Genomic DNA, 24,119 nt, shown 5'->3' with positions numbered 1-24,119 from the left:
GACGATCGCTGGCCACCGTCGCGGCCGCGCTTCCGGAGCGGGTCCGCTCGTCTTCTTAAATACCTTACACGGGCAAGGTGCGCACTCTTCTCCACGAGAGCCCAACCGTCGTCGATGACCGACACTGGCGACTCGGGCGTGTCGCTCCCCTATCACTACGATCTGGACCGTCACGAACGGCTCAGCGACGGCGTCGTCGCCGCCGTCGCCGCAGTGGTGGGCGCGGACCCGACCGCCGTCCCCGAACCCGACGGACTCACGCCCCTCTATGACGCCGTCGATCCGGAGGCGCTGGACGCGCTGTTCTCTCCCGGGACGGACGGGCACGTCACGTTCCGGTACCACGGTTACGAGGTGACCGCGTACGCGGACGAACGCGTGATCGTCAGGCCCGCCGACGACCCGGTGGTCCGGCGCGCGGACCGAGGTCAGTAGCTCTTCGCGAAGTACGCCGTCTCCTCGGCCTCCTCGCCACAGATCGCGCAGTCGTCGTGGATCGGCTCCTCGTCGCGGTCCAGCGGGACCATCACGATCTCGGCGGCGATGGCCTCCTTGATCGGGTCCTCACAGTCCTCGTCGCCACACCAGCCACACTTGACGTAGCCGCCGTGCTGGCCGATGGTGCCGAGGATCTCCTCGCGGGACGCCGCCTCGCGGATCTCGCCCTCCAGGGTCGCCTCGGCGTCGGCGTACAGCTTGGCGTGGACGGTGTCGAGGTGGTCCCGGACCGTCTCGGCGATCCCCTCGCGGTCGACGGTCTCCTCCGCGCCGTCGGGGCGGTGGACCAGCGTCGCCTCGGCGTCCTCAACCTCGTGGGGACCGATCTCGATCCGCAGCGGGACGCCGTTGAGCTCGTGTTCGTTGAACTTGAACCCGGGGTTGCGGTGTTCCCGATCGTCGAGTTCGACGCGGACGCCCGCCGCGTCGAGTTCGGCGGCCAGGTCGGCGGCGTAGTCGACGACCTCGTCCTTGTTGTCCTCCTGCCAGATGGGGACGACGACGACCTGATCGGGCGCGAGCGCGGGCGGGATGACGAGCCCCTGGTCGTCGGAGTGGGTCATGATGAGCGCGCCCATCGCGCGCCAGGAGATCCCCCACGACGTGGTGTGGGCCGTGTGCTCCTCGTCGTCGCCGGCCGCGTAGGTGATGTCGAAGGCGTCGGCGAAGGACGTCCCCAAGTAGTGGGAGGTGGCGGCTTGGACGCTCTTGCCGTCGGGCATCAGCGTCTCGATCGTCGTCGTGGTGTGTGCGCCGGGGAACTTGTCGTGGGGGGGCTTGCGGCCCTTCAGCGGCGGCATCGCCATCACCTCCTCGTAGAGGCGCGCGTACTGGTCGAGGCGGGTCATCGTCTCCTCCCACGCGCCGTCCTCGTCCTCGTGGGCGGTGTGGCCCTCCTGCCAGAGGAACTCCTTGGTGCGGAAGAACGGCTTGGTCTCGGTGGCCTCCCACCTGACCACGGAACACCACTGGTTCAGCCGCATCGGGAGGTCGCGGTGCGAGCGCGTCCACTGGGCCATGAACGGCGCGATGATGGACTCGCTCGTGGGCCGGACGGCCAGCCGCTCCTCCAGCTGTTCGTGGCCGCCCTGTGTCACCCACGCCACTTCGGGGTCGAACCCCTCGACGACGTCTTTCTCCCGTTCGAGATAGCTCTCGGGGATGAACAGCGGGAAGTAGGCGTTCTGGACGCCGGTGTCCTTGAACCAGCCGTCGAGGTGGTTCTGGAGGCGCTCCCAGATCGCGTACCCGCGGGGACGCGTGACGATGAATCCGCCCATCGGCGCGTAGTCCGCGAGGCCGGCCTTCTGGACGACCTCGGCGTACCACTCGCCGGGCGAATGCTCCTTGCTCTCGGTGATGCCGAGTTCCTGCTCGCCGCTCATGCCAGGACGGTGGCCCAGGCCGGTATTAAACTCCCCGAAGGGCCGTCACGGGTTCACGCCCCGATGGTGGTCAGCGAGGCGACGGAGTCGGCGACCCGGCGGTGCATGTTCGCGCCGGCGAACGAGGGGACCGGGGTCGCACGGACGGCGTAGAACTCGCCGTCGTCCGCCCGGGTGAAGTCGACGCCCACCGCGCGCGCCGACAGGCCGTCGAGCAGTTCCCGGACGCGTGCGGCCAGCCGGACGTTCACGTCCGTGTCGGTCACGAGCGGGTCGTCGTCGGCCACGGCGGTCCGGATCTGCAGCGCCCGCATGTGCGTCTCGCGCCCGTCGTCGACGGCGTAGTAGCGGTGGTCGACCGGCTCCGAGCGGACCCGCTCGACGTAGAACGGCGCGGACCGGTCCAGCGTCGGCCCGCCGTCCCACGCGAACCGGGAGCCCGGGTCGTACCCCTCGGCCGGGCCGTCGAAGCGGACGTCGGGGACGCGGCAGCCGACGGTCGCGAGCGCGTCGAGGGTCACGAGGCGGGACGCGAGCGCCGTCGTCGCGGCGAACCCGTTCCACGTCGGCACCCCCGCCCGGTCGGCGTGGCGGAGCGCGGCCAGCGCCTCCGGGTGGACGACGCCGTTGACGAGCGCGTCCAGGTCGGCCACCTCGTCCCCACGGATCGGATCGGTCGGGCGGTGGAACGTCACGTCGAACCCCCGCGCCGACAGCCGCTCGGCTACCGGCCAGAAGACGGCGTGGTCGGGCTCCCCGACGAAGCCGATCGTGTCCATATCCCGGGGTCGAAGGGACGTGACAAAAAGGTCGGGCAGACCGAGCGACTCACGTGGCTCCGCCGGCAAGACCGGCGTATGCTACCGCCGGCCCACGTCGGAGGCCACGTCGCCGACCTCCACCTGGACTTCGCCGTCGTCGTCGCCGTCTCGGCGGTGGCGACCCTCGTCCTTGGCGCGGTCGGCGTCGCGGCCTACCGCCGCAGGCGGACCCGGGCGTACCTCTTCGTCGCGCTCGCGCTCTGTGTGCTCGCCGCCCGCCCGCTGCTTGCCGCCCTCTCGATGGCCGGTATCGTCAGCTCGCCGGTCCATCACACCCTGGAACACGTCGTCGACGCCGTCGTCGTGACCCTCGTCGTCGGCGCGGTCTACTACGCCCGCCAGGTGGAGCGCCGGCTGGACGACGAGAGCGACGAACCCGACACCGAGGCCGCCGACGAGTGAGACGCGTCGCTCGCACACCGGCGGGTCCGCGTCACTCCCGGTCGACCGCGAACGGGCTCGCCCCGTCCCGCCACGACCACCCCGGGAGCCGCGTCTGGACGCCGGCCGCCAGCGCCGCGTCCAGGTCGTCCGCGCCCGCGGGCTCGTCGCTCTCCCCGTGTGTCCGCACGTCGGCCACGTGGAACGTCGCCTCCGCCAGGAGTCGCAGGGGCTGGTCGCCGGCGATCATCGCCGCCAGTTCGCGGCCGAGCAGCTCGTCGACGACGAAGCCGGGATAGTCGCCCTCGACGTCGAGGGACCGCAGGAGTCGGACCAGCGCCGCGACGTTGACCGCCCGGTCGCCGTCGGCGAAGACGGCGTCGACGGCCTCGTGGTAGGCCGCCTCGTCGATCGGCGGGACCGCCGTCTCGAACAGGTCCCCGAGGTGGGTGCGGGTGTCGTTGACCAGCGGGACGACCGCGTCGGCCCGGGCCCGGACCCACTCGTACTCGTCGGCGACGACTGCTGGCGTGACGTGCATAGGTCGGGGGACGGTCGGGAGTGTATTCCCGCTGGCGGTCAGTGCGAAGTCTTTAATAATTCGAGCGGGGTAGAGCCTACTACGATCGGTTTTCCGGGCAGTCCCCGCGTCCGGAGGGAACTCACCGAACGACGGACAACTGTATGACCGCACGACACACTGGGTCCGGGTCGCTCCGCGCCGGCTCGCTCGGCCGCCGAGCCCCCACCCGCTCGAAGCTATGAGCACTGTAGAGAAGCAACTCGAAGACGTCCGCGCGACGATCGACGAAGAGGTACCGCGACACATCACCGTCTCGGAGGTCACCTACGAGGGGCCCGAACTCGTCATCTACACCCGGGACCCCAAGGCGTTCGCCGACGGCGATCTGGTCAGACGGCTCGCCTCGAAGCTCCGCAAGCGCATCACCGTCCGGGCGGACCCGGACGTGCTGACACGCCCCGAGCAGGCCGAGGAACAGATCAGGGAACTCCTCCCGGACGACGCCGGCGTCAGCGACATCCAGTTCCTGCGAGACACCGGCGAGGTGCTCGTCGAGGCCGAGAACCCCGGACAGGTCATCGGTCGCGGGGGCGAGACGCTCCAGGAGATCACCCGCACCGTCGGCTGGTCGCCGGAGGTGCGACGCACGCCGCCGATCGAGTCCCCCACCGTCTCGAACGTCCGGCGGTTCCTCACACAGGAGCGGGACGACCGCCGGGACATCCTCGAACGCGTCGGCCGGCAGATCCACCGCGACCCGATGTCCGACGAGGAGTGGGTCCGCGTGTCGACCCTGGGCGGCTGTCACGAGACCGGGCGCTCGGCGTTCGTCGTCTCGACGGCCGACACGCGCGTCCTCGTCGACTGCGGCGACAAGCCCGGCGACCGCACCGAACAGCCGTACCTCGACGTGCCCGAGGCCATCGGGAGCGGCGCGACGTCGCTTGACGCCGTCGTCCTCACCCACGCCCACCTCGACCACTCGGCGCTGGTGCCGATGCTGTTCGAGCGTGGCTACGACGGCCCGGTCTACTGCACCGAGCCGACGCGGGACCTGCTGGCCCTGCTGACGCTGGACCACGCCGACCGCACCGATCCCCCCTACGGCACGGAGATGGTCCGGGAGGCGGTCAAACACTGTATCACGCTGGAGTACGGCGACGTGACCGACATCGCGCCCGACGTGAAGCTCACGCTGCACGACGCCGGTCACGCCCTCGGGAGCTCCGTCGTCCACTTCCACATCGGCGACGGGCTCTACAACGTCGCGTTCTCGGGGGACATCCGCTACGACAGCACCCGGCTGTTCGACGGCGCGGTCAACGAGTTCCCGCGGGTGGAGACGCTCGTCCTGGAGTCCACCTACGGCGGCCGCAACGACTACCAGACCGACCAGGACGACGCCGAGCGGAAACTCCGGAACCTCCTCCAGGGGGCCGCCGACCGGGACGGGACCGTCTTCCTCCCGGTCCACGCGGCCAGCCGCGCACAGGAACTCCTGCTCGTCCTCGAGGAGGCGATGCGCGAGGGCGACGTGCCGGAGCTGCCGGTGTACCTCGACGGGATGATCTGGGAGGCGACGGCGCTGCACACCACCTACCCCGACTACCTCAAGCGCGGCGTCCGCGACCGGGTCCGGGACCGCGAGGACAACCCCTTCCTCGCCGACCAGTTCACCCCGGTCGAGTCCGGCGACGACCGCGAGGCCATCGCCGCCCGCGACGAGGGCAGCGTCGTCCTCGCACCGCCGCACATGCTCACCGACGGCCCGTCCCGGGAGTGGCTCGCCCACCTCGCGCCCGACGCCGACACGACGATCGTCTTCCCGGACCACCAGGCCCAGGGGACGCTGGGCGAGCGCGTCCAGCGGGGGGCAAACGAGGTCCGCGTCGACGGCGAGACGGTCCCCGTCGAGGCCCGCGTCGAGACCGTCGACGGCTTCTCGGGCCACGCCGACCGGCAGGGCCTGGAGAACTTCGTGAAGACGATGCACCCCCGCCCGGACAAGGTCCTCTGTGTCCACGGGGAGTCCTCCCCCACGCAGGACCTGTCCTCGTCGCTGTACCACGACTACAACCTCCGGACGTTCTCGCCCGAGAACCTGGAGACGTTCCGGTTCGTCTAGCGACGGTTTTTACTGCGGGGGATTCACGCGTCGCGGGAACCCCCGCTTGCAGAAATGGCCGGACTCTCGGGCTCCGCCCCCGATTCCGGAGAACCGCGGCGCACAGCGCCGCGGATGCTCCCGTCGGCCTGCCCTCCCCCGTTCGCCGGCCACGAGCGGCCGGCGCGGCCACCGCCCCGCGGACCGCGACCGCGCGGCGGGAGACCGTCGGCGACCGCCGCTCTAGCAACCCTTTTGCGACCGCCACCCCCAGCCACGGGCGTGCGCCGCCCGCTCGATCGTGTCGTCGCTCCCCGCCCGCTGTTGGCCGGCGCGTCGGTGATCGCGCTCGTCGCCACCGCGGGGAGCCTCTGGCTCTCGCTGGGGCTCGGGCTCGTCCCCTGTCGGCTCTGCTGGTACCAGCGGATCCTGATGTACCCGCTCGTGATCGTCCTCGGCGTCGCGGCCCTCGAGGCGCGGCCGGGGGTCGCCCGCACCGCGCTGCCGCTGGCTGGGCTGGGCGCGTCGCTGGCCGCCTATCACTCGTGGCTGCAGGCGAGCCGGACCACCTGTCGCGTCGGGGTCGTGAGCTGTGCAACCGTCCAGTACCGGGTCCTCGGGCTGACGGTCCCGAACCTCTCGCTGCTGGCGTTCTTCCTCGTCGGCGTAGCCGTGACGGCCGCGTGGGCGCGAGGCTGAACCGGGCCCGGATCGCCACCGCCGCGACGCCGCGGGCGGTCGACGCCGACGCGGGTCGGTCCCCCGGCGCGACCACCGACACCTTCTCGACGGCGGCGCTGTTCAGTCCGGACGATGGTAGCGATCGCCGAGTTCACCGTCCCGGCGGACGCACTGGGCCTCGGCTCGCTGTTCGAGGCGTTCCCGGACGCGACCGTCGAGGTCGAGCGGGTGGTGCCGACCGGAGACGGAGTGATGCCGTACCTCTGGGTCGAGGGGGCCGACGGCGAGGCCGTCGCGGCGGCACTGTCGGACAGCGCGGCCGTCGAGTCCGTGGTGCTCGTCGACGCCGTCGGCGACCGGACGCTCCTGCGCTGTCGGTACGCCGACCCGGGGCGGCTCCTCGACGCCGTCGCCGAGAGCGGCGCGACGATGCTCTCGGCGACGGGGACCGCGGACGGCTGGACGATCCAGGTTCGCGGGGACGAGCGACGGGCGGTCGCGGCGTTCGACGAGGCGTGTCGGGCACGGGGCGTCGTCCCGACGCTGTGGGAGCTGGAACCCGGCCGGGAGGGGGGCGGAGCGGACGCGCTGACCGAGCCACAGCGGGAGGCGCTCGCGCTGGCGTACGACCGGGGCTACTTCGACGAGCCGCGGCGAGCGACCCTCGAGGAGATCGCGGTCGACCTCGACATCTCGCGGCAGGCGCTCGCCAGCCGGCTGCGTCGCGGGCACCGGGCGCTGATCGCCGCGCACGTCGTCGCGGCGGAGCGGTAACACATCAACACGTTACATAGTCAATCCGCCACCCTATCACGCGGGCTGGAGTGCGTGGTAGCGATGGACGATGAGCGACCACCGACGGCACTCGACGACACGGCGGACCCGGTGCTCGACACCGGTTCGCTCGGCCGTACCCGGACCGACCTCGACAGCGGAGTGACGGTCGCGGAGTTCGACGGCGAGGCGACGCCGACGCTGGCGATCCTCGAACTGGTCGGCACCCGGAGCCGACGGGCAATACCGGAGCTGCCGCCGCTGGCCGAGACGATCGATCCGGAGGCCCTCGACACGCTGTGTGACGGGACCGCGGACGTCTGTGTCCGCTTCGACTACGCCGGCTACCGCGTCCGCGTGGAGGGGGGCTCCGTCGCGTTGCTACCCGACTCGTGACCGGGATCAGTCGACGGCCTCTGCGGGGTCGACCACCTCTCCCGTCGCCGGCGTGACCCCGACCTGGTCACACCGGTCGGCCAGCGGACAGGCCTCGGGGTCGTCCAGGCACGCCGGCTTGCGGGCCGAGCAGTACTCCCGGCCGAACTGGATCATCGCCGTGTGACCGAAGCCGCACTTCTCGGCGGGGACGTCCCGCTCCAGATGCTCGCGCACCGTCTCGTGGTCGGCGTCGGCCGGCGCGAGCCCCATCCGGCGGGCGATGCGGTGGACGTGGGTGTCCACCGGAAAGACACCGCCCCGGCCGCCGGCGAACAGGAGGACGCAGTCGGCCGTCTTGGGGCCGACGCCGTTCATCTCCAGCAGGCGGTCCCGCACCGCGTCGGGGTCGCCGCCCTTCACGAACTCGTCGAAGCCGGCCGCGCCGCCGAACTCCGCGCATATCTCGCCCGCGAGCGCGACGATCCGTTCGGACTTCTGGTTGTAAACAAAATCGCGTAAATAAGATTTATACATACTAGCAGTACTCGCAGTCGCAGAACTGCTCGCACACCGGGTTGCTGCAGTCCGCATCCCGGGCGGTGCAGTAGGCGCGGCCGTGGTCGATCAACAGCCGGTGGAAGCTGTACTTGATGTCGGATGGCACGTGCTCAGTGAGCAACTCGTGCGCACGAGCGTAGCTGGCGTCTTCAGGGATCAAGTCGAACCGCTTTGCCAACCGCTCACAGTGCGTGTCGACGGGGAAGTAGTCCATACCGAACCGGAAGAGCAAGATGATACCGGCGGTCTTGTCTCCGATCCCCTTGATATTCGTCAACCACGACTGCGCCTCGTCCACGTCCATCTCTTTGATGAACTCAAGGGAGTATTCGCCACCGGTGTGTTCGCGGATAGTACGGAGAGAATCCTGAATACGCGAGGCCTTCTGATTTGCGAGTCCGGCGGTTCTGATGGCATCGGCCAGTTCGTCGTGGTCGGCGTTCTCGATGGCCTCGTAATTATGCCCGAATTCGGAGACAAGATCGTCCCACGCGTTGTCTCTGTTCTCGTCGCTTGTGTTCTGACTCAGGATTGTGTGGATCACGGAGTCAATCGGATGCATATCCCGAGGTGGCTCCGGTTCGCCGTGGAGGTTAACGAGTGCGCCGTGAATATCGCTGATGCGATCTTCCATATCCGATTTCGAGGATTCGAGCATATTCGATGCGCCGATTCGCAGTCGCGATTACCAACGAGCGGTTGGGAGCACTTAGATGCCGGCCAGCCTACCGTGCCACTATGACGATCAATTACGCTCTCATCGAGGAGGACGAGGAACGCATCAACAGCGAGCATTCGTCTTTAGTTGTCCCTCACACCTCGGTTGCGTAGCGGTAGCGAGAGTTTCTTGCAGTATGGGTCGTTGCTGATGGATTTTCTGTGCGTCCTCAATCAGCCGTTCTAACAACGGAGACGGCGAGCGGGGAATCATCTTGAAGAGGTTCGCCGTCATCTTCTGTGAGATGTTGACACGCACTCCTGATTTCGTATGCAGATTTTGATGAGTTGCATTTGTCGGCGTGGGCGAGAACGGCGTCCGTGGCGATGTCGACGGCTTTCAGACTTTCTACTGACTCGACGCCGAGTACCAAGTTGTCCAGCTCCGGCTCGACCATTCCTGTTGAAGTGTTCGAAGGTGAAGTGTAAAGGGTCGTTGTATGGCAGTCTGTGGTGAACTGTGGAAAGAAAACGGTGAAAGCGGCTTAATCCTCAGTCTAGCGCCAGCCGGGCGGCGCGGCGGACGTGTTCCGGCACATTTTCGCTGTCGATGTTGCGGTGGGAGACGTGCCACCTGATGCCCTCTCTGTTCTCCACGACGGCAACTTGCTCACCGGCGGTTGGCTCCGACTGCACGTGTGAGCTGCTGTACTCGTACTGCTCCAACTCCACGTCCTCAACTGGTGCCTGCAGCATCTCGTCGATCCTCTCGTCGTCGGCGTCAACCTGCTCATCCTCTTTCTGCTCCAGTCTACCGAGCGCCTGCCCGTGCGCGAACCGGCGCGGTGCATCGATTCGGATCACTCGTCATCACCCACCGCGAGGGCGGCCTGCTTCTGACTGATGAACCGACGCTCCGCCTCGTTGAGATCGGACGGCCAGCTCTCCGGGTCTTCGAGCATCCGCGGGCGGATGTCATCCAGCCACTCGGGGTGCTCGTCTGCCCACTTGATGACGATCTCCTCGTGGACAAATGCGAGTCGTTCTTCGGAAGGCGATTCCCGATGGAATCCGTCTGCGTGCATCCAAGTCGAGTCCACGTCTGCAGACTGCTTCGACACGACTGCATCGGAATTAGGGCTGTCCCTCAGATAAGTACACTGCTTGATACCCCGCCGGAAAAGCGCGGTACTGCAGCGTGAAATACTGTTATGAGAAAGTTAAGTGAACTGCGGCATCAGAGTCTGCCCTCGAACTTCATATCTGCCAGCGCCTCCGCGAGCAGGTCACGCCGCTCGATGAACTCGCGCTCCACGTCGTTCGGCTCCTCAGGAACGTGGAGGGGATCGCGGATGATTTCGTCGGAGACCCGCTCGATGTCACCGGGACGCAGGTTGCTCCATCGGGACTCGAGGTACCCGGTGGCCATACCCAACCCGTACATCTCGTGGTCGTCTAGCTCTCCGAGATCGTCGATGACCTTCCATCTCGTCGCCAAACCGATTCGGTTGATGTCGCTGCCTGATTCGGACTGGTCTTCTGTCTCTGCCACGACTACACGTCATACTTGGGCCGTCGGTCAGAAAAGTGCAATGTCTGATACCCCGCTAGAAAAACGCTGTATGGCGCGGTAATCTGTATTGTCTGAAATAGAATTGGTCTCCGCCTTCAGCCGACGGCGATGACCTCGGATCGGCTCTCGACGCTCTCCAAGAAGTCCGAGAGCTGGAGCTGACCATCGCCGAGACGGCGATTCAAAACGGGTTCCTCAACGTTGTTTCGCGCGTACTCGATGACGTGTCCCGTCACAACACCGCTTGGCACCCAAGCCTCTCCTCTGCGATGGAACTCATATAGATGCACGTCCTGATGTCGTGGGTTCGTCTTCACGATCAACCTGTCCTCGTCGCTCCCTGCGATCCACGTCTCCTCGAAGGTCATTCAGCATCTCCCGGACTGGCTACCGAGGCCAAGGTCTGCTGTTCCATCTCGGTCTTCGGTTTGGTCTCCGCCAACTCTCGGAGACTGTCCCACGACTGGCCGCAGGCCTCGCACTCGTACTGATGAACGTCTGCCGTGACGGCTCGGGTGAAGCACTGCGGGCACAGGTACTCTATCGTCATCTGCTATCCGACGGCGTGTCGCAGCCATCGTCGGTCAAGTCGCTCTCCGGGCTTTCGCTCCCCCCGTGTACCCGAGTCACTTTCGCGGCGATGCCTTCGTACGTCCACTTCTCACTCCTGTTCTCGTGGAACAGCCGCTTGTCGTTCTCCAGCCAAACCATCTCGTGCCCGCAGTACTCCACTTGCAACATTTCCTCCTCGTCGCCAACCTTGTTCTCGATGTGCAGCACATCGCCGTCTTCGATGGCTTCTATGTCGATACTGTCCGGATCGGAATCAGATGTGTTATCGGACATATTTTTACAGTGGATTGATTGGATCACCTCCAGTCGCCTACTGACATCCAAGTCGAGGGCCGCCGGCGGAGTCGAACCGCCGCACCCGCAAGGGTGGCGCCGAGCGCGGCTGGCCTGTGAGAAAGCGGTCGTGATTCTCAATCGCCGGTCACGTCGTGGGGCGTCATCTCCTGCACCTCCTCGTCGGCGAGCATCTCGCCCTCGTGGGAGCCGTCCATATCCCAACCCATCTGCAGGACGTAGCGCAGAATCACGCGGCCGTCGGCGGCCTCGTGATAGGCTTCTATGTCGCCCTCGATGGCGACGTACTCGTCGGCTTCATCCGGCTGTCGCTCGCTGCTCTTCAGGGATTCGATGATTTCCTCAGTGGTTGGCAGACCGGTGCGCCGAACGCGGCACTCGACGTGTTCGCACCGCCACTCATCATCGTGGAACAGCCGCCGGTCGATATCTTCGAGGTGGACGGTAGTGAGCTTCTGCTCGTCGCGGGCGTGTTCAACGCTGCTCACCGTCGTCACGACTTCCTCGTCGGTGGGTATGCTCTCGATGCAAATCTCGTCGCCTTCTTCGAGCAGCGTCGGTTGGATGCTGTTCTCGCTCTCGATGTCGATGTTGTTGTCGGACATAGTTTGTCGATAGTAGTATCACCTCCAGATCGTCGGCAGGCATCTGACTCGTGAGGCCGCGCCCCGGGTCTTGCACCCGAGTCAAGAACGTTCGCGCGGTTGGCCGCGAGGAAAGGGGTCGTGAGTTAGTCGAGCAACCCCGTGATGTCCTCTTCTACCGTCGCCGTTTCGTCGTGGTTCAGGAGCCGCTGTAGGCCCTCGTAAACCTCGCCCACATCAGCGCAGTACGCCACATCCCCAACGCCGGCACCGGCAACGTAGTCGTACAGCACGACTGCGGATGACTCGCCGCCGTAGACCGAGATGATGCAGTAAGCCTCATCCCCGTCTCCCACCTCGATGACTGTCTCGGCGTCGCTGATGTTTTGCGTCTTCGCGAAGTCGGCGAGATCGCGTGATGGCTCTGCGTCTGTCGTGATCGATGCTGACTCGATGTCGGTGTATTGTCGTGTCATAGTTGGAACTGTGTTGAATCGGTTTGCCGTCTGTCGAGCGTCGATATCACCTCCTGAGCAACTGAGACCGCGTCCCCGCTTCGATGCGAGTGAGGGCCGGTCAACGCGGTTGGCCGTGGGGGAAGTTGAACTCTACTCGAAGCGAACCTCGTCAACATCCTCCAACCGCCGATTCCACCTGCGCAGTCTCTCCTCGTCCTCAACGATAGCGCCGCGAACGCCGTCTTCATACACCTCCCAACACTCGTCGATCCACTCCCGAATCTCCTCTTCATCCGCCTTCTTCCAAATCTCCATCAGATCGTTGTACTCGATGCCGTGCTCCTCGGCGTACCGGCGGACAACCTCGTTCTCGTCCGGCGCGTTGACGGGATTGACGCTGCTGTCGAGGAAGGCGCGGGGTTTCGCGCGGCGGTGCGACTTCGTGTACAGGCTGGTGTCGTACCAGTCGATCTTCGCGTGCTGCTCGCCCTCCCATTCCATCTTCCACCGCACCATCATCTTCACGTCGCGGTCTTCGCGCTGACGCATATTCTTCACGTGCGCTCGCGCCAGCTCGTCTGCATCGATGACGAGTGTCTTCGTGTCTGTGCTATCCGTGTCGGAATTGCTGTTGTCGGACATAGTTTGAGAATCGGTTGTATCACCTCCAGAGTCGCCGCAGAAGCATCTGACTCGTGAGGCCGCGCCCCGCCTGTGAGGCGAGTCAACGTTCACGCGGTGGAAAGTGAAGGCGGTCGTGAGTTCAGCCGTCGGCAAGTTCGTCGGCCACCCGGTCAAGCGCGACATCGAACTCGTCGTAGTGCGCGATGTCGTCCGTGATGTCCCACTTGTACTGCCCTTCGTACACGCCGATGCAGACAACGTAACCGCCGTGCCGCGTCTCGTCGATGTACGCGGCTGGACACGGGTTGTCCGGTGTCGGGTAGTCGCTGTTCTGCGACGAGTAGCCGTAGTCCGTGGCGGCGACGTAGATCGTGGTTCCATCCTCGCTGTGCGCCGCGATCTCGTCAGGTGTTTCTTCGGTGTCGATACTGTCCGTGGAGTGAATGCTGTCGGACATAGTTGAATGGTAGTTAGTGTCGCAGAACGTCGAAAATCACCTCCAGAACCAGCAGGGGCAGACAGGGAATCGAACGCCTGTCCCACCACGAGGGCGGGGTCACCAGACCTGCCTACCCGCGCGGCCTTGCGGGCACGCGGGCTGAGTAAACCAACATAGTGCGCACGTGGGTTCGGTGAGTGGTTACACCTTGCCCACGCGCGTTCCCGGGCTTGCTTCCCCTTCCGGGGCCAGACGGGAACTGAGTGCCGTCCAGCGCGTGTTTCACGGCCCTTGTAGTCCGTTCACCCTCGAAACACCCGAAATCGGGAGAGACGAGGGCTGTTCTCGGCCGGTTCGCCCCGGTCAGGTGCAGACTTCGGCTGCATCCCGGGGCGGCGTGCCGATACTACCGCGCTCCTTGGCTCATTCCATCGTTGTTTGAGTCTGATTCACCTCCGAACTTCCAAGTCCCATTTAGTGTCACCTCGCTCGTGTTCTCTTTCTGACTTCACCTCATACTTACCTGGTTTGACATAAAAGGGTTACGGGGTAGCACCACAAGGTTAAGCAAACGTACTAAGTAGGTGGTAGAAGCTGCGAGAATCCAACACTCAGAACTACTAAGTAGCACTATAACGTATCACTACACGTAGATGAGTGCGGAACAGCAACCCACTCCGACTCAGGAAGAAGTGATCGAAGTCCTTCGAGAAGGCCGAGCGACGCCGAACCACATCAAGGAGAACACCAGCATCGACAGCAAGCACGCCGTCCAGCACCATCTGAAGGAGCTGCGACTGGCCGGTCTCGTGGAGAAGGTCAACACCGGACTCTACGAGCTGGCCAACGACAAGTGACTTTTTTGTTGACCTTCTGCAGCCGGCTGCACGCCGGCGTTTAATACAAATCAACCCCGAGTATGAGGTGCGTCCCGGCGAACCGGGGCGTAGCAAGGCTGGCTCCTTTGGGAGGGTGCCACCGACGCTGCTCACGTCTTTCGTTTCCTCGCGTCCTTCATTCTTCACTTCCCCACGACGAGATCGCTTGGAGGCGGCAACAACTGCATTCCCGCAAACACTAGTGCGGGTGAGACAACACCCGGGGCAAGTGAGACGGCCAACACCGCCGTGCCCGCCAGCCACAGCAGCAAAGAGAGAACCAGCCTGCGAATCACGACGACTCCTCCGCATTGGTGTGTGAGGACTCGGTGTCGAACTCGAATTCGTCGGCATCAACCGTGGCGACGATTCCATCCGCATCCATCAGCTCGTCAATCTGCTTGCGCACGATGCTGGAGAGCGTCAACACGTCGTGCCGGTCAAGCCATTCCCGCTGCTCGCGGGTGATGTAGACCGTCGTTTGCACCTTCTCATCTGGCTCGGTTGTATCACCTGCCATCACCTAATATTAGGATTCTGATACTTTTAAACACCTCGTCAATCCGACTAATACACCACCACACCACCCACTTCAAACTTTGAATTCAATCGGTACACCCCGAGACAGTTCCCTTTTCTGAGACCCCCTCTAAACATCAACTGCAGAGAATGGGAACCAAGGCAAAGATGCGATTTGCAGACGATGACGGCGAGGAGTTGGTTTGGCGTCAACTAGATGGCTACCCCCGCATCGTGCTCAACCACGTCCACGACATCATTGAGCGACTGGAAAGCCGCACCGGCAACAGCCCGCATCCGCCGGGTCTCGCCGGCCTGCTCGTCGCCGTCGGCGCACGCTCCCCTCACTGCCCTTACCGCGACTACGAGGACGAGATCGAGGCCGCGTTCGCCAGCAGTTACGAGATTATGACGGAGGAGGAGTACGAGGCACGATTGGCCAGTTTCGCGTACGACTTCCGCTGCGACGACGAGCGGGAGTGGAGCGTCCGCGTCGGCGTTATGAAAACCAACGTCGATGATCTCGAATTTGACTGGACTGACGAGGTTCCAGTCGATGAGGCGGTTGACAGGTGGGGTGACATTACTGACTGGAGGAACGCAGACGAACTATTGGGCATCGAGTAGCAGACTTTCTGTCTTTCCAAAGTACATTTTCAAGTCGATAGTAGGAGAGATTCGGGTATGGACGAGCGCGACTACCGAGAGAAACGGTGGCACAGACGGGACGGGGCGGTCGAGGATCTAGACGGACGTGTGGTGAGAGGCGGCGACTTCGAGGAGTGGGTGGACGAGATGCTGTCTAACTGAACCGCCTGACAACGCTTTCCAACGCCTCCAGTTGCCGCTCCCTATAATCCGCCGCGGACTGTTCCCGGGGCGGATCAACCCCGCCGGGGTACTCCCGCTCCAAGTCGGCGAGCGACTCCGCACGCTCCTCGATGATCTCCCGCACCTCGGCAGGGTGTTCGGCAGCCCACTCCACCGCATCACGGACGTCTGCCTCACTTACCTCGTGTTCCTCGGCCACCTCCTCCACGCTCGCACTGCTACCAACACGGAGAGCGAGACCAACCTTTCTCACCTTGTCTTCGGGCACGGCTACAGCCACTCCGGCCGCGGCCGGTCTCCAGCCTCCACGTCCGTCTCCGCCGCCGAGTACATATCGTGCAGGATGCCGATCTGCTCGTAATGCCCGATCTGCTTCAACACCTGTATCCCACACTCGGTGACCGTGTAGTACTTCCCCGAGTCTCCAAGCGTCGCCACGAGACCGTTCTCTCGCAAACCGTCGAGGTGCTCCGCAAGCGTGGTCTCATCCTCCCGGTTGCGGGCTGACAGTTCCGCCAGCGTTAGCGAACCGTGGCGGTTGGCGAGTAGTTGCTGGAGCAGGCGGATGTCCTCGCTGTTCACGCCCGCAGGTATGCACCCGGGCGGGAAATTAGTATCCCGGCTTTCAGACTCTGGAAAGCGGGTTTTCAAAGGGATGCGTGACGTACAACCGGACGTGAACGAGGTGCGAAACGCGCTGGACAAAATCAAGCGCGGCGAGGCCGAACCAGACGAGGTGCTGGAGAAGTACTCGCACATCGACGGAATCGAGCGATCCATCTCAGTCGCGCTCGCCAAACGGGAGCAGGATGCGGACGAGGACTTCGAGGACGAATGGCAGGCCGACTTCTCCATAAACTGACTCTAGGCGAAACCCTTGGTACCTTGGTACCTTGGTACCTGAGAAAACGCCGGTACTCGTGTACCTGAGGTGTCGAAAACAAGTCGATAAAACGAGACGAGAAACGAGTCGAGTCGAGTACAGGCGTCGAAAACCGTGAAATCGACGGGTTCCGAGACAACGGAGTTATGTCACTCTAGTGCCTAATACCTAGTGCAGTGGCAGTACCAGATGTCATTAACACGCTAGCGTCGTTGGAAGATGGAGAGGAAGTTCGCGTCGAGTTGAAGAACGGAATCGAGTTCGATGGCGTCGTTGAATGCACGGATGTGATGCTGCACGTGAGACCGAAGCATCACCGCGAGGTCACAGTCACCGTCGCCATCGACGAGGACACCGCCAAGCGCATCGACACCGTGTACCACTCGGTGCCGGTCTCGGCCTACCGGAAGCGGTCTGGATGGACAAACGCAACGGTGTCGCACCAGCCGGAGTACGACGAGGAGAAGGGTAGGGCACCGTACGAGACGCTCGGCGTCGTTGACGAGATCGAGCGCATCGACTGACTGCCAACCCCCTTTCTTTTTCGCGCGTTTGAGGCAGGTCGGTCGAAAGATCGCTCCAACTGTCGCCACGCCTCCTCGCGGTTGCCTCGTATCGTTTCAGGAAGCCAAGTCGAATGGGTCGTCGATGTTGAGGGTCACGCTCAAGAAGTTCAGATAGCCCTGTAGGTGGTGTTTTGAGATGCCATGGGACTGTCGCCTGTTCTGACGGTGTTCTTATCAGTCCCACCACGATAGCCACGAATATGGACACAGCACATCAGAAAGCGATGGCTTCGCTTGCGCTCGCCGTCGACTCGGTCGTGGAACGCGCATCACGGGATGTGCCAGACGATACGCCGCCCGTGGCGTGGCTTATCGAGTGCGCTCACGACGAGCCAGATCGCGTCGAGGATTGGGTAGACAAATGTGTGGAGGACGTGGAGTGGCGAAGCGCGGAGTACCCCACCGAGGAGTCGTGGGGCCGCCCCCCGGGAGTCTGCTTTACGCTGGGAGATTGCGAGATCGAACTGTACGACTTCGAGGGCCACGTGTATGTTGACGGACGGCAGGTCGGCTACCTTGACGTGGAAGAGGGCGAGTTTGCCGATCAGGTCACCGACCGCTTCGACGCCGAATAAATGGACGGGGGACCGTACCGTCCGGGATTCCGAAACATCCCATCGTCGTCTGACCCCTCGTCACGCCACCACGAAATGACATTTATTGTCAGATAACGTACTGTTTGTTGGAGGTGTTCACAGAGTTCGAGCTGAACGAGGTATCGAGCGAGAAAGACCACGACCACGTGCTGGTTGCGACTGACGTCCCCGACGAGGCCGACGAGATGGAGACGTATCGATGTTGGGAAGCCGCAGACGAGCCGTTCCTCTTGGCCGTCGAAGACGACGCTCCGGAGGCGGCGGTCGAGGTGGCGGAGAGCGAGGGATGGGAGGTGACGTTCTGCTCCGAGTTGGAGCGAGAGAGGGTCAAGCGAGTGCAGGCGGAGGTGACCGAGCAGACGGTTTACTACGCCGAGGAACCGCCCGAGGAACGGTTCATTCCCATCGGGCGACGGCGAACGAAGCGATTTCTCGAATCCCGCGGCGTGTGGAGCAGGGCCGCCAAACTGAATGATTCGTGGCTGTATCCCGAGTTGGAGGAGTTCGTCGCCGTCTTCGATGAAGTGGACGAAAGTGGCGAGGCCGCCCGCGTTGCGTGGCGTGCAAGGGAACTGGATGCAAGCGACATCGACCTGCTGCTCGAGGGACAAGACCCGCAGGAGATCGAGGAACAACCGACGCGAAGCATCGACGAGTTGGCGGAGCTGATCGACGAGAACAGCCCGATCGGAACCAGAGAGTCGGAGATTCTGGCGTGCTACCTGCACGGAATCGACTCGCACGCCGAGATGGCCGATCAACTCGATGACGTGAGTCGCGGCGCGGTCTCGTCAAGCGCGTACCACTTGGAGGACAAGGTGGATGGGATGGCGTGGCTGTTAATCAACGTGATCGCGAACGTTTCCGAGGAGAACAGGCCAGATGCGGTGAACGAGATGCTTGATGCCGTGCAGACCGGTGATCCGATCGCACACGATGAGGTGGAACTCGACGGCGAAACATTGCTTCGATGAACAGCAGGCGACCTCTCCTGCTCTCGTTGCGCTCGTCGAGCCGATCTACTCGCCAGCGTATTTTCGACGGAGAGCGCCCTTGACCGCATCGAGCGGCACCTCGTGCTCTCGAAGCGTCGTCACATCGTCTCTGATCCGCTCTTCACCGGCATCAGAAGCAGCCGCCAAGTCCGCCACCACATCATCAATCTCGGGTGTATCACTGTCCTCGGTGGACTCATCCGCACCACCCTCTTCAGAGCTGGCCTCGGTCAACACGTCGTGAACGTCCGCTGCCGTGCCGTCGGCCGCTTCGAGAATCGCCTCGTTCGCCCTGATAGCCGGATGCCCGAGGAGTTTCTCTCGCCCCCACTCCTCTCGAAGCCGCTCATACGATTCCTGCATCAGCTCTGGTGGATACCACCCACTCCTCGAGTCCGTGCAGCTCTCTCGCTCCGAGTCGGTGACGGGGAAGTGTTCGTCGATGAACCGTCTCGTGGCCGCCCAGTCGGTGAACGACTCAACCTCGACGGGATGTTCATCGATGCCGGCGCGGCGAAGCGTCTCGACGCGTCGGTGGCCGGAGACCACCTGATGCGTTGCATCGTGGTCGCCATCGAGCGGGCGAAGTAGCGGGAGATTCGTGAGGCCACCATCGTGGCGCACCTGTCGCACGAACGCCGCGAAGTCCGGGGAGTCGTACTCGCGGACGCTGTACGGCTGTGATGCAATCGCGTCCACGTCGACGGTGACGACCTCCCGGCTGGCCGTCTCCGGTTGCTGTTCGATGGTGCGGGGATTCTCGACAAGTGTGGCCGGTGTCGCGTCGCCGTCGGGCGTCGTGACGTCCCTCAGCAACACCGCGTGGTCTTGATAGTGAAACAGGGTGAGAAGACCGGTGTACGTTCCGTCGGTCGTGTGGACGCGGACGCGTTCACCGCGGAGGGCGTCCTCCGCCGCGTCCCAGAACGGGTTGTTGGTCATACGTGGAGGTGCAAGGGAGGTAGGTTAGTGTTTTTGAGAGGAGGGACACCCTCACATACAGCGTTGAAGCGCCGCTCCACGTGAAGGGTCAGCACACTTTATCGCGAGGAGCAGCAAACAGACCGCTATGTCCTTCAGCAGCAAGTGGCACACGCTCCTCGACGAGTGCGAGACTCTCGCCGAGGACGCGACAAGAATCCCCACTTCCGATGTTTTGCACCGTGTGTTCGTTCATAGGTGCCTGAAACGGAGTTTGCCAAACGGGTTTCTGATATGTTGCTCTCTACCTGCTCACTACCGGGTTTAGGTCACAGAATCCTCGTTCTCATCCGGTTCGAGCCGGATACGATTCCCATCGCTACGATCTAACGCAGTGTCCAAGCGGAGCTACTCCGATTTGCGCTGTAGATAGGGCATCCGCAATCCGTACAGAATAGAGAGCAGTCCGATAATGCGACTGATTTCTCCCAACATTCCGTACACGAAGGAACCAACGAGGGGAGTGAGATATGGCCCGATAACAAGCAACACTGGCGTCCAGAACACGAGGAAGAACCCAACAGCGATGAACAACATCGGTCGGTTCCGACTCTGCCAGTAGCCACGCAGCGCGAGATAGCCAACCGCAAGTCCCAGAATCGTCGATATGACCGTGAGTACGAATGCGATCTGTGACTGGATCGCCGGACTCAACTGGAGCAGACTCATCGGTCACGCACCTCACTAACGAACTGCGTAAAGCGAGCAGCCATACGCTCACGGAGGGATAAATCGAACCTGAATCCATCCGAAGTCAACTTGATGGTGACTCGATCAAGTGTTGCAGTATACACCTTGTGGTGATGGCCGTCATCGTCCATTTCGACAGCTTCAGTAACCATATCATATTCCTGTAGACGTTCTAGTCGCCGGTACACGGTTTGTGGTGACACACCACATGCATCGCTCAGTTCGTCTGCGGACATTGGTTCATCGGTTGTTTCGATGAGAATTCGCTGGGTGGTCTCGTCGGCCAGCAGCCCGCTAATCTCACGTACGTCCTCATTCACTCGTTCCATGCACTTTTCTCCACCCAGTTTGATAAGGGGAAACCCGCAGTTCCAAGTCTTGGAGTCGTGCAGAGGCTGTTTATCCCGTGGGTTGGTAGTATTTTGTATGCTCCCCACCCGCGATTCAAGCCTCGGCACGCTCGTTGGACTCATCATGGTCGTTATCGCTCTTGGTGGTTCCATTCTCTTCGACTGGCAGTGGGGATGGTTCCCGAGCCAACCGGTACCGCTGGCAATCGGCGTGATTGCGGCTATCGTCGCAGTAGGCATTACAATTCACCTAGTGCGCGAGCGTGTCATAGACACCTGATTGACCACTCCAACGGTGTTGAGCAATCAGGGGGTGAAATGCAGGTGAGCGAACTCAGTCTCGATACTCACGTCCCAACCGTTATTCGTTGTCTCAATCACGCTGTATGTAATGAGCAACAGCTCTCCAGACTCCATTCAGGTTCTTCACGTCGACGACGAACCTGATTTCGCTGATCTGACCGCTACTTTCCTTGAACGTGAGGACGACCGGTTTGCCGTCGAAACAGCCACCAGTGCAAGTGATGGAAAAGACGAACTCGAACAGAACGAATTCGACTGTGTGGTATCGGATTATGAGATGCCCGGACAGAACGGGATTGAGTTCCTCCAGTCCGTCCGGGAGCACCATCCCGAACTGCCGTTCATCCTCTTCACTGGCAAGGGATCAGAGGAGGTTGCCAGCGATGCCATCTCCGCCGGCGTGACCGACTACCTCCAGAAGGAAGGCGGCACCGACCAGTACACGGTACTTGCGAACCGCATCACAAACGCTGTCGAACACCACCGGGCACAGGAGCGAGTCGAGCGAAGCGAGCAACGGTTGCGCGAGATCGTCGATGTCCTTCCACATCTTCTCTACGTGGTTGACGAGGATGGGAACTACCTGCTGGCGAATGAAGCACTCGCGACGTTCCACGACACGACTGTTGAAGATATTGAAGGATCGAATATCGCGGAGGTTCTTGACGCGTCAGCTGCTGACCAATTTCGACGACATCTGGACGAAGTACTTGAAGCCGAGGCGACACAGCGGGTTCCCGAGGTTGAGATTGCCGATCCAAACGGTGAGACACACATCTTCGAACCGCGATTACAGCCGTACGAGTTCAGCGATGTCGACGATCAGGCCGTCCTCGGTATCGCAGCGGATGTCACCGAGCGCAAGACACACGAGCGCACACTCGAACGCACGCGCGAGCGGATGCAACTCGCGCTCGAACACACGAACTCGGTAATCTTCGAAATCGACTGCAACACAGACGAAGTCGTTCGACACGGGGCCTACAACGAGTTTTTCGAGCTGTCGGCAGACGAGGTGCCGACGTGGGAAGCCCATCTCGCGCAGGCGGTACACCCAGACGACCGCGACCAATTCCAGCATTTCTATCAACAACTGGTCGACGGTGAGAGGGATGGCGGCCAATTAGAGTACCGGACAACACCCGAGATGGGTGAGGTACGCTGGATTCGGGATACCGTCTCTGTCCAGAATGAATCCAGTGGTGAGTCACGCCAAGTAATCGGTATCGCTCGCGAGATTACCGAGTACAAGGAGCGAGAGCACGAACTCAAGCAAAAGGAACGCCGCTATCAAGCGATCTTCGACGATCCGAACATCCTCGTCGGGCTGATCGACACGGACGGGACGGTTCTCGAAATCAACGAGACGGCGATGAACTACGTTGACGCCACACGGGAGGACGTGACGGGCGAACCGTTCTGGGAGACGCCGTGGTTCAATTATTCGGAGAGCCTCCAGGAAGACGTGAAAGGCTGGATCGAGCGGGCGGCAGATGGTGAATACGTGGAGTTTGAGACCGACCTTGTCCAGCCCGGAGGTGAGCAATACACGGTCGAGGGAGTCTTCAGACCTGTCCGCGATGAGGAGGATGACGTGGTCTCGCTCATCATCTCAGACCGCGAGATTACAGAACAGAAGGAGTACGAGCGGGAACTCGAACAAACAAACGCGCTCCTGTCGACGTTATTCGATACACTACCGGTCGGCGTGTTAGCCGAAGACGAACAACGTAACGTCGTCGCTGTCAACGAACAGATGTTCGAGCTGTTCGACCTGCCGGGTTCCCCCGACGAGATTCGCGGCACGGACTGTGCCCAACTCGCGGCGGATGTCAGTGACACGTTCGCTGACTCCGAGGCGTTCGTCGACCGGATCGACGAGCTGATCGCTGGGCAGGAGCCGGTGTACAACGAAGAACTGGAACTTGCTGACGGGCAGACCTATGCACGGAGCTACCATCCAATCGAACTCTCGGAAGGTGACGGGCATCTGTGGGTCTACCGTGATATCACCGCGAGAAAGACGCGCGAGACGCGCCTTGCAACCCTCAACGAAACGACGCCGGAACTGATGGCCGCTGAGACGCGGACGGATGTCGCCGAGATTGGCGTTGAGGCGGCTGCCGACGTGCTGGAGTTGGAGGCGAGTGCGATTCATCTGTACGATGAGCAGGACGGGCTCGTTCCTGTCGCGCAGACCGATGCTGGACACGATCTCATCGGTGAGCCACCGGCGTTCACGGGCGAGGACAGCATCGCGTGGCGCGTCTACGAACAGGGCGAGGGACGCGCAATCGAGGATGTCCACGATAATCCGGAGATCTACAATCCGGACTCCCCAGTCCGGAGTGAACTCATCCTTCCACTCGGTGACGCGGGGATTTTGATCGCCAGCTCACCGACAGCGGCAACCTTCGACGATGAGGATCGCGTCCTCGCGGAGATCTTGGCCAGCAACATTACAGCGGCACTCGAACAGGTCGAGCGGACTGTAGAGATACGCGCTCGTGAGGCGGAGCTGACGCGTCAAAACGAACGCTTGGAGGAGTTCGCCAGCGTCGTCTCCCACGATCTGCGGAATCCACTGCGGGTGGCCGAGGGACGACTGGAACTTTTGAAAGAGGACTGTGAAACCGAACAGGTAGCACCCATCGAACGAGCCCTCGACCGAATGGATGCGCTGATCGAGGATATCCTGACGTTAGCTCGCGAGGGCGATAGAGTGAGCGAGATGGAAGATGTCGATCTCGGAGATGTCTGCGATGCGTGCTGGCAACACGTTGAAACGGTCGAGGCGACCCTCAAGATCACGACCGACACAACGATCCGAGCCGATCGAAGCCGTCTCCAGCAGCTAATAGAGAATCTCATTCGCAATGCCGTCGAACACGGTGGTGATGACGTTACAGTGACGGTTGGAGACATCGAAGACGGGTTCTACGTTGCGGATGACGGCCCGGGGATTCCAGCCGACGAACGCGATTCGGTGTTCGATGCAGGATACTCGACGGCAGATGACGGGACGGGTTTCGGTCTGAGCATCGTCAAGCAGATCGTTGACGCCCACGGATGGAATATCACTATCACAGAAAGCGAGGCTGGTGGGGCACGCTTCGAGATTTCTGGAACCGAACACGCTTGATTGCGGACGATCATTACGCCAAGCCAGCTACCTCGTTCTCGTAGAAGTTCCGAGTGAGCGGAGAGACAACGTGTTCGTGG

General features: G+C 62.6%; 35 protein-coding genes and 1 pseudogene. 15 read left to right on the top strand and 21 right to left on the bottom strand.

Annotated features, from left to right (window positions below; all coding sequences use genetic code 11):
* Positions 1–114: 114 nt before the first annotated feature.
* Positions 115–435 (top strand): HalOD1 output domain-containing protein, encoded by a 321-nt coding sequence (locus tag P0592_RS11490; protein WP_276271025.1) that lies wholly within the window; start codon positions 115–117, stop codon positions 433–435.
* On the opposite strand, the gene proS is transcribed toward P0592_RS11490, so the two are convergent.
* Together proS and P0592_RS11480 are read right to left on the bottom strand one after the other, a co-directional pair.
* Positions 429–1,883 (bottom strand): proline--tRNA ligase, encoded by a 1,455-nt coding sequence (proS, locus tag P0592_RS11485; RefSeq protein WP_276271024.1) that lies wholly within the window; start codon positions 1,881–1,883, stop codon positions 429–431. The two genes, P0592_RS11490 and proS, sit on opposite strands and share 7 nt — an antisense overlap.
* A gap of 53 nt (positions 1,884–1,936) precedes the next feature.
* The gene (locus tag P0592_RS11480) at positions 1,937–2,662 is read right to left on the bottom strand and encodes an ATP-grasp domain-containing protein (RefSeq protein WP_276271023.1); all 726 of its coding nucleotides are present in this window, start codon (positions 2,660–2,662) and stop codon (positions 1,937–1,939) included.
* 78 nt (positions 2,663–2,740) lie between these two features.
* Between P0592_RS11480 and P0592_RS11475 the strand changes: the two genes are divergently transcribed.
* On the top strand, positions 2,741–3,106 hold the full coding sequence (locus tag P0592_RS11475) for a DUF7471 family protein (protein WP_276271022.1): 366 nt from the start codon (positions 2,741–2,743) through the stop codon (positions 3,104–3,106).
* Between the two features lie 31 nt (positions 3,107–3,137).
* Here the strand turns inward: P0592_RS11475 and P0592_RS11470 are convergent, their stop codons facing one another.
* Complete coding sequence (locus P0592_RS11470; protein ID WP_276271021.1) at positions 3,138–3,626, bottom strand: DUF7984 family protein; 489 nt, start codon at positions 3,624–3,626, stop codon at positions 3,138–3,140.
* Positions 3,627–3,846: 220 nt separating this feature from the next.
* Here P0592_RS11470 and P0592_RS11465 point away from each other — a divergent pair, with 220 nt between their 5' ends.
* The 4 genes from P0592_RS11465 to P0592_RS11450 all read left to right on the top strand — a co-directional run bounded on the left by P0592_RS11465 (position 3,847) and on the right by P0592_RS11450 (position 7,563).
* On the top strand, positions 3,847–5,733 hold the full coding sequence (locus tag P0592_RS11465; protein ID WP_276271020.1) for a beta-CASP ribonuclease aCPSF1: 1,887 nt from the start codon (positions 3,847–3,849) through the stop codon (positions 5,731–5,733).
* Positions 5,734–5,994: 261 nt separating this feature from the next.
* Positions 5,995–6,411 (top strand): disulfide bond formation protein B, encoded by a 417-nt coding sequence (locus tag P0592_RS11460; protein WP_276271019.1) that lies wholly within the window; start codon positions 5,995–5,997, stop codon positions 6,409–6,411.
* Between the two features lie 114 nt (positions 6,412–6,525).
* Positions 6,526–7,167: a helix-turn-helix domain-containing protein gene (locus tag P0592_RS11455; protein WP_276271018.1), complete on the top strand. Its 642-nt coding sequence runs from the start codon at positions 6,526–6,528 to the stop codon at positions 7,165–7,167.
* Positions 7,168–7,230: 63 nt separating this feature from the next.
* The gene (locus P0592_RS11450; RefSeq protein ID WP_276271017.1) at positions 7,231–7,563 is read left to right on the top strand and encodes a HalOD1 output domain-containing protein; all 333 of its coding nucleotides are present in this window, start codon (positions 7,231–7,233) and stop codon (positions 7,561–7,563) included.
* A 6-nt stretch (positions 7,564–7,569) separates the two neighbouring features.
* On the opposite strand, the pseudogene P0592_RS11445 reads toward P0592_RS11450, so the two are convergent.
* The 12 genes and pseudogenes from P0592_RS11445 to P0592_RS11390 form a co-directional block, all read right to left on the bottom strand.
* Positions 7,570–8,052 (bottom strand): annotated as a pseudogene (locus P0592_RS11445) (endonuclease III domain-containing protein); the annotation flags it as partial.
* A 28-nt stretch (positions 8,053–8,080) separates the two neighbouring features.
* Entirely contained in the window at positions 8,081–8,737 is a 657-nt protein-coding gene (locus P0592_RS11440; RefSeq protein ID WP_276271016.1) for an endonuclease III domain-containing protein, read from the bottom strand.
* A 253-nt stretch (positions 8,738–8,990) separates the two neighbouring features.
* Positions 8,991–9,218 carry a hypothetical protein gene (locus P0592_RS11435; protein WP_276273961.1) on the bottom strand — a complete coding sequence of 76 codons (228 nt, stop codon included), beginning with the start codon at positions 9,216–9,218 and terminating at the stop codon, positions 8,991–8,993.
* Between the two features lie 94 nt (positions 9,219–9,312).
* Positions 9,313–9,624: a hypothetical protein gene (locus P0592_RS11430; RefSeq protein ID WP_276271015.1), complete on the bottom strand. Its 312-nt coding sequence runs from the start codon at positions 9,622–9,624 to the stop codon at positions 9,313–9,315.
* On the bottom strand, positions 9,621–9,845 hold the full coding sequence (locus tag P0592_RS11425) for a hypothetical protein (protein WP_276271014.1): 225 nt from the start codon (positions 9,843–9,845) through the stop codon (positions 9,621–9,623). Before P0592_RS11425 ends, P0592_RS11430 begins: the two co-directional genes overlap by 4 nt.
* Before the next feature lie 152 nt (positions 9,846–9,997).
* Positions 9,998–10,312, bottom strand: a complete 315-nt coding sequence (locus tag P0592_RS11420; RefSeq protein WP_276271013.1) for a hypothetical protein — start codon at positions 10,310–10,312, stop codon at positions 9,998–10,000.
* 116 nt (positions 10,313–10,428) lie between these two features.
* Positions 10,429–10,701 carry a hypothetical protein gene (locus P0592_RS11415; RefSeq protein ID WP_097008614.1) on the bottom strand — a complete coding sequence of 91 codons (273 nt, stop codon included), beginning with the start codon at positions 10,699–10,701 and terminating at the stop codon, positions 10,429–10,431.
* A 178-nt stretch (positions 10,702–10,879) separates the two neighbouring features.
* Positions 10,880–11,179: a hypothetical protein gene (locus P0592_RS11410; protein ID WP_097008612.1), complete on the bottom strand. Its 300-nt coding sequence runs from the start codon at positions 11,177–11,179 to the stop codon at positions 10,880–10,882.
* Positions 11,180–11,316: 137 nt separating this feature from the next.
* Positions 11,317–11,805 carry a hypothetical protein gene (locus tag P0592_RS11405; protein ID WP_276271012.1) on the bottom strand — a complete coding sequence of 163 codons (489 nt, stop codon included), beginning with the start codon at positions 11,803–11,805 and terminating at the stop codon, positions 11,317–11,319.
* Positions 11,806–11,930: 125 nt separating this feature from the next.
* Complete coding sequence (locus tag P0592_RS11400) at positions 11,931–12,260, bottom strand: hypothetical protein (protein ID WP_276271011.1); 330 nt, start codon at positions 12,258–12,260, stop codon at positions 11,931–11,933.
* A 132-nt stretch (positions 12,261–12,392) separates the two neighbouring features.
* Positions 12,393–12,884 (bottom strand): hypothetical protein, encoded by a 492-nt coding sequence (locus tag P0592_RS11395; RefSeq protein WP_276271010.1) that lies wholly within the window; start codon positions 12,882–12,884, stop codon positions 12,393–12,395.
* A gap of 121 nt (positions 12,885–13,005) precedes the next feature.
* A complete protein-coding gene (locus tag P0592_RS11390; protein WP_276271009.1) occupies positions 13,006–13,323 on the bottom strand; it encodes a hypothetical protein in 318 nt (105 codons plus the stop codon).
* A gap of 635 nt (positions 13,324–13,958) precedes the next feature.
* Here P0592_RS11390 and P0592_RS11385 point away from each other — a divergent pair.
* Positions 13,959–14,162 carry a winged helix-turn-helix domain-containing protein gene (locus P0592_RS11385; RefSeq protein ID WP_276271008.1) on the top strand — a complete coding sequence of 68 codons (204 nt, stop codon included), beginning with the start codon at positions 13,959–13,961 and terminating at the stop codon, positions 14,160–14,162.
* Positions 14,163–14,475: 313 nt separating this feature from the next.
* Here the strand turns inward: P0592_RS11385 and P0592_RS11380 are convergent, their stop codons facing one another.
* Positions 14,476–14,703: a hypothetical protein gene (locus tag P0592_RS11380; protein WP_276271007.1), complete on the bottom strand. Its 228-nt coding sequence runs from the start codon at positions 14,701–14,703 to the stop codon at positions 14,476–14,478.
* Between the two features lie 149 nt (positions 14,704–14,852).
* On the opposite strand from P0592_RS11380, the gene P0592_RS11375 reads away from it, so the two are divergent.
* Positions 14,853–15,329 carry a hypothetical protein gene (locus P0592_RS11375; protein ID WP_276271006.1) on the top strand — a complete coding sequence of 159 codons (477 nt, stop codon included), beginning with the start codon at positions 14,853–14,855 and terminating at the stop codon, positions 15,327–15,329.
* Between the two features lie 57 nt (positions 15,330–15,386).
* Positions 15,387–15,512, top strand: a complete 126-nt coding sequence (locus tag P0592_RS11370) for a hypothetical protein (RefSeq protein WP_276271005.1) — start codon at positions 15,387–15,389, stop codon at positions 15,510–15,512.
* Here the strand turns inward: P0592_RS11370 and P0592_RS11365 are convergent.
* Complete coding sequence (locus P0592_RS11365; RefSeq protein ID WP_276271004.1) at positions 15,505–15,801, bottom strand: hypothetical protein; 297 nt, start codon at positions 15,799–15,801, stop codon at positions 15,505–15,507. The two genes, P0592_RS11370 and P0592_RS11365, sit on opposite strands and share 8 nt — an antisense overlap.
* Positions 15,802–15,803: 2 nt before the next feature.
* Positions 15,804–16,115, bottom strand: coding sequence for a hypothetical protein (locus P0592_RS11360; RefSeq protein ID WP_276271003.1), 312 nt, complete (start codon positions 16,113–16,115; stop codon positions 15,804–15,806).
* Between the two features lie 73 nt (positions 16,116–16,188).
* Here P0592_RS11360 and P0592_RS11355 point away from each other — a divergent pair, with 73 nt between their 5' ends.
* From P0592_RS11355 to P0592_RS11340, 4 genes are all read left to right on the top strand, one after another.
* Positions 16,189–16,395, top strand: a complete 207-nt coding sequence (locus tag P0592_RS11355; RefSeq protein WP_097008602.1) for a hypothetical protein — start codon at positions 16,189–16,191, stop codon at positions 16,393–16,395.
* A gap of 197 nt (positions 16,396–16,592) precedes the next feature.
* Positions 16,593–16,940 (top strand): hypothetical protein, encoded by a 348-nt coding sequence (locus P0592_RS11350; RefSeq protein ID WP_276271002.1) that lies wholly within the window; start codon positions 16,593–16,595, stop codon positions 16,938–16,940.
* Between the two features lie 242 nt (positions 16,941–17,182).
* Positions 17,183–17,557 carry a hypothetical protein gene (locus P0592_RS11345; RefSeq protein WP_276271001.1) on the top strand — a complete coding sequence of 125 codons (375 nt, stop codon included), beginning with the start codon at positions 17,183–17,185 and terminating at the stop codon, positions 17,555–17,557.
* Positions 17,558–17,670: 113 nt separating this feature from the next.
* Positions 17,671–18,552: a hypothetical protein gene (locus P0592_RS11340; protein ID WP_276271000.1), complete on the top strand. Its 882-nt coding sequence runs from the start codon at positions 17,671–17,673 to the stop codon at positions 18,550–18,552.
* A 45-nt stretch (positions 18,553–18,597) separates the two neighbouring features.
* On the opposite strand, the gene P0592_RS11335 is transcribed toward P0592_RS11340, so the two are convergent.
* The 3 genes from P0592_RS11335 to P0592_RS11325 form a co-directional block, all read right to left on the bottom strand.
* Positions 18,598–19,515, bottom strand: coding sequence for a ParB N-terminal domain-containing protein (locus P0592_RS11335; protein WP_276270999.1), 918 nt, complete (start codon positions 19,513–19,515; stop codon positions 18,598–18,600).
* 387 nt (positions 19,516–19,902) lie between these two features.
* A complete protein-coding gene (locus P0592_RS11330; protein ID WP_276270998.1) occupies positions 19,903–20,223 on the bottom strand; it encodes a DUF7521 family protein in 321 nt (106 codons plus the stop codon).
* Complete coding sequence (locus tag P0592_RS11325) at positions 20,220–20,573, bottom strand: ArsR/SmtB family transcription factor (protein WP_276270997.1); 354 nt, start codon at positions 20,571–20,573, stop codon at positions 20,220–20,222. The genes P0592_RS11330 and P0592_RS11325 overlap by 4 nt, the downstream gene beginning before the upstream one ends.
* 97 nt (positions 20,574–20,670) lie before the next feature.
* Between P0592_RS11325 and P0592_RS11320 the strand changes: the two genes are divergently transcribed.
* Positions 20,671–20,874, top strand: coding sequence for a multidrug transporter (locus tag P0592_RS11320; protein WP_276270996.1), 204 nt, complete (start codon positions 20,671–20,673; stop codon positions 20,872–20,874).
* A 111-nt stretch (positions 20,875–20,985) separates the two neighbouring features.
* Positions 20,986–24,039: a hybrid sensor histidine kinase/response regulator gene (locus tag P0592_RS11315; protein ID WP_276270995.1), complete on the top strand. Its 3,054-nt coding sequence runs from the start codon at positions 20,986–20,988 to the stop codon at positions 24,037–24,039.
* Positions 24,040–24,119: the final 80 nt, after the last annotated feature.

The organism is Haloarcula litorea (genome assembly GCF_029338195.1).
Taxonomy (GTDB): Archaea; Halobacteriota; Halobacteria; order Halobacteriales; family Haloarculaceae; genus Haloarcula; species Haloarcula litorea.
This window is presented reverse-complemented; position numbering and strand designations above follow the sequence as displayed.

Coding starts and splice junctions, on each gene's coding strand:
- P0592_RS11490 (WP_276271025.1), top strand. CDS start 115: ATGACCGACACTGGCGACTCGGGCGTGTCGCTCCCCTATCACTACGAT.
- proS (WP_276271024.1), bottom strand. CDS start 1,883: ATGAGCGGCGAGCAGGAACTCGGCATCACCGAGAGCAAGGAGCATTCG.
- P0592_RS11480 (WP_276271023.1), bottom strand. CDS start 2,662: ATGGACACGATCGGCTTCGTCGGGGAGCCCGACCACGCCGTCTTCTGG.
- P0592_RS11475 (WP_276271022.1), top strand. CDS start 2,741: ATGCTACCGCCGGCCCACGTCGGAGGCCACGTCGCCGACCTCCACCTG.
- P0592_RS11470 (WP_276271021.1), bottom strand. CDS start 3,626: ATGCACGTCACGCCAGCAGTCGTCGCCGACGAGTACGAGTGGGTCCGG.
- P0592_RS11465 (WP_276271020.1), top strand. CDS start 3,847: ATGAGCACTGTAGAGAAGCAACTCGAAGACGTCCGCGCGACGATCGAC.
- P0592_RS11455 (WP_276271018.1), top strand. CDS start 6,526: ATGGTAGCGATCGCCGAGTTCACCGTCCCGGCGGACGCACTGGGCCTC.
- P0592_RS11450 (WP_276271017.1), top strand. CDS start 7,231: ATGGACGATGAGCGACCACCGACGGCACTCGACGACACGGCGGACCCG.
- P0592_RS11440 (WP_276271016.1), bottom strand. CDS start 8,737: ATGGAAGATCGCATCAGCGATATTCACGGCGCACTCGTTAACCTCCAC.
- P0592_RS11435 (WP_276273961.1), bottom strand. CDS start 9,218: ATGGTCGAGCCGGAGCTGGACAACTTGGTACTCGGCGTCGAGTCAGTA.
- P0592_RS11425 (WP_276271014.1), bottom strand. CDS start 9,845: ATGCACGCAGACGGATTCCATCGGGAATCGCCTTCCGAAGAACGACTC.
- P0592_RS11415 (WP_097008614.1), bottom strand. CDS start 10,701: ATGACCTTCGAGGAGACGTGGATCGCAGGGAGCGACGAGGACAGGTTG.
- P0592_RS11410 (WP_097008612.1), bottom strand. CDS start 11,179: ATGTCCGATAACACATCTGATTCCGATCCGGACAGTATCGACATAGAA.
- P0592_RS11405 (WP_276271012.1), bottom strand. CDS start 11,805: ATGTCCGACAACAACATCGACATCGAGAGCGAGAACAGCATCCAACCG.
- P0592_RS11400 (WP_276271011.1), bottom strand. CDS start 12,260: ATGACACGACAATACACCGACATCGAGTCAGCATCGATCACGACAGAC.
- P0592_RS11395 (WP_276271010.1), bottom strand. CDS start 12,884: ATGTCCGACAACAGCAATTCCGACACGGATAGCACAGACACGAAGACA.
- P0592_RS11390 (WP_276271009.1), bottom strand. CDS start 13,323: ATGTCCGACAGCATTCACTCCACGGACAGTATCGACACCGAAGAAACA.
- P0592_RS11385 (WP_276271008.1), top strand. CDS start 13,959: ATGAGTGCGGAACAGCAACCCACTCCGACTCAGGAAGAAGTGATCGAA.
- P0592_RS11380 (WP_276271007.1), bottom strand. CDS start 14,703: ATGGCAGGTGATACAACCGAGCCAGATGAGAAGGTGCAAACGACGGTC.
- P0592_RS11375 (WP_276271006.1), top strand. CDS start 14,853: ATGGGAACCAAGGCAAAGATGCGATTTGCAGACGATGACGGCGAGGAG.
- P0592_RS11370 (WP_276271005.1), top strand. CDS start 15,387: ATGGACGAGCGCGACTACCGAGAGAAACGGTGGCACAGACGGGACGGG.
- P0592_RS11355 (WP_097008602.1), top strand. CDS start 16,189: ATGCGTGACGTACAACCGGACGTGAACGAGGTGCGAAACGCGCTGGAC.
- P0592_RS11345 (WP_276271001.1), top strand. CDS start 17,183: ATGGACACAGCACATCAGAAAGCGATGGCTTCGCTTGCGCTCGCCGTC.
- P0592_RS11335 (WP_276270999.1), bottom strand. CDS start 19,515: ATGACCAACAACCCGTTCTGGGACGCGGCGGAGGACGCCCTCCGCGGT.
- P0592_RS11330 (WP_276270998.1), bottom strand. CDS start 20,223: ATGAGTCTGCTCCAGTTGAGTCCGGCGATCCAGTCACAGATCGCATTC.
- P0592_RS11325 (WP_276270997.1), bottom strand. CDS start 20,573: ATGGAACGAGTGAATGAGGACGTACGTGAGATTAGCGGGCTGCTGGCC.
- P0592_RS11320 (WP_276270996.1), top strand. CDS start 20,671: ATGCTCCCCACCCGCGATTCAAGCCTCGGCACGCTCGTTGGACTCATC.
- P0592_RS11315 (WP_276270995.1), top strand. CDS start 20,986: ATGAGCAACAGCTCTCCAGACTCCATTCAGGTTCTTCACGTCGACGAC.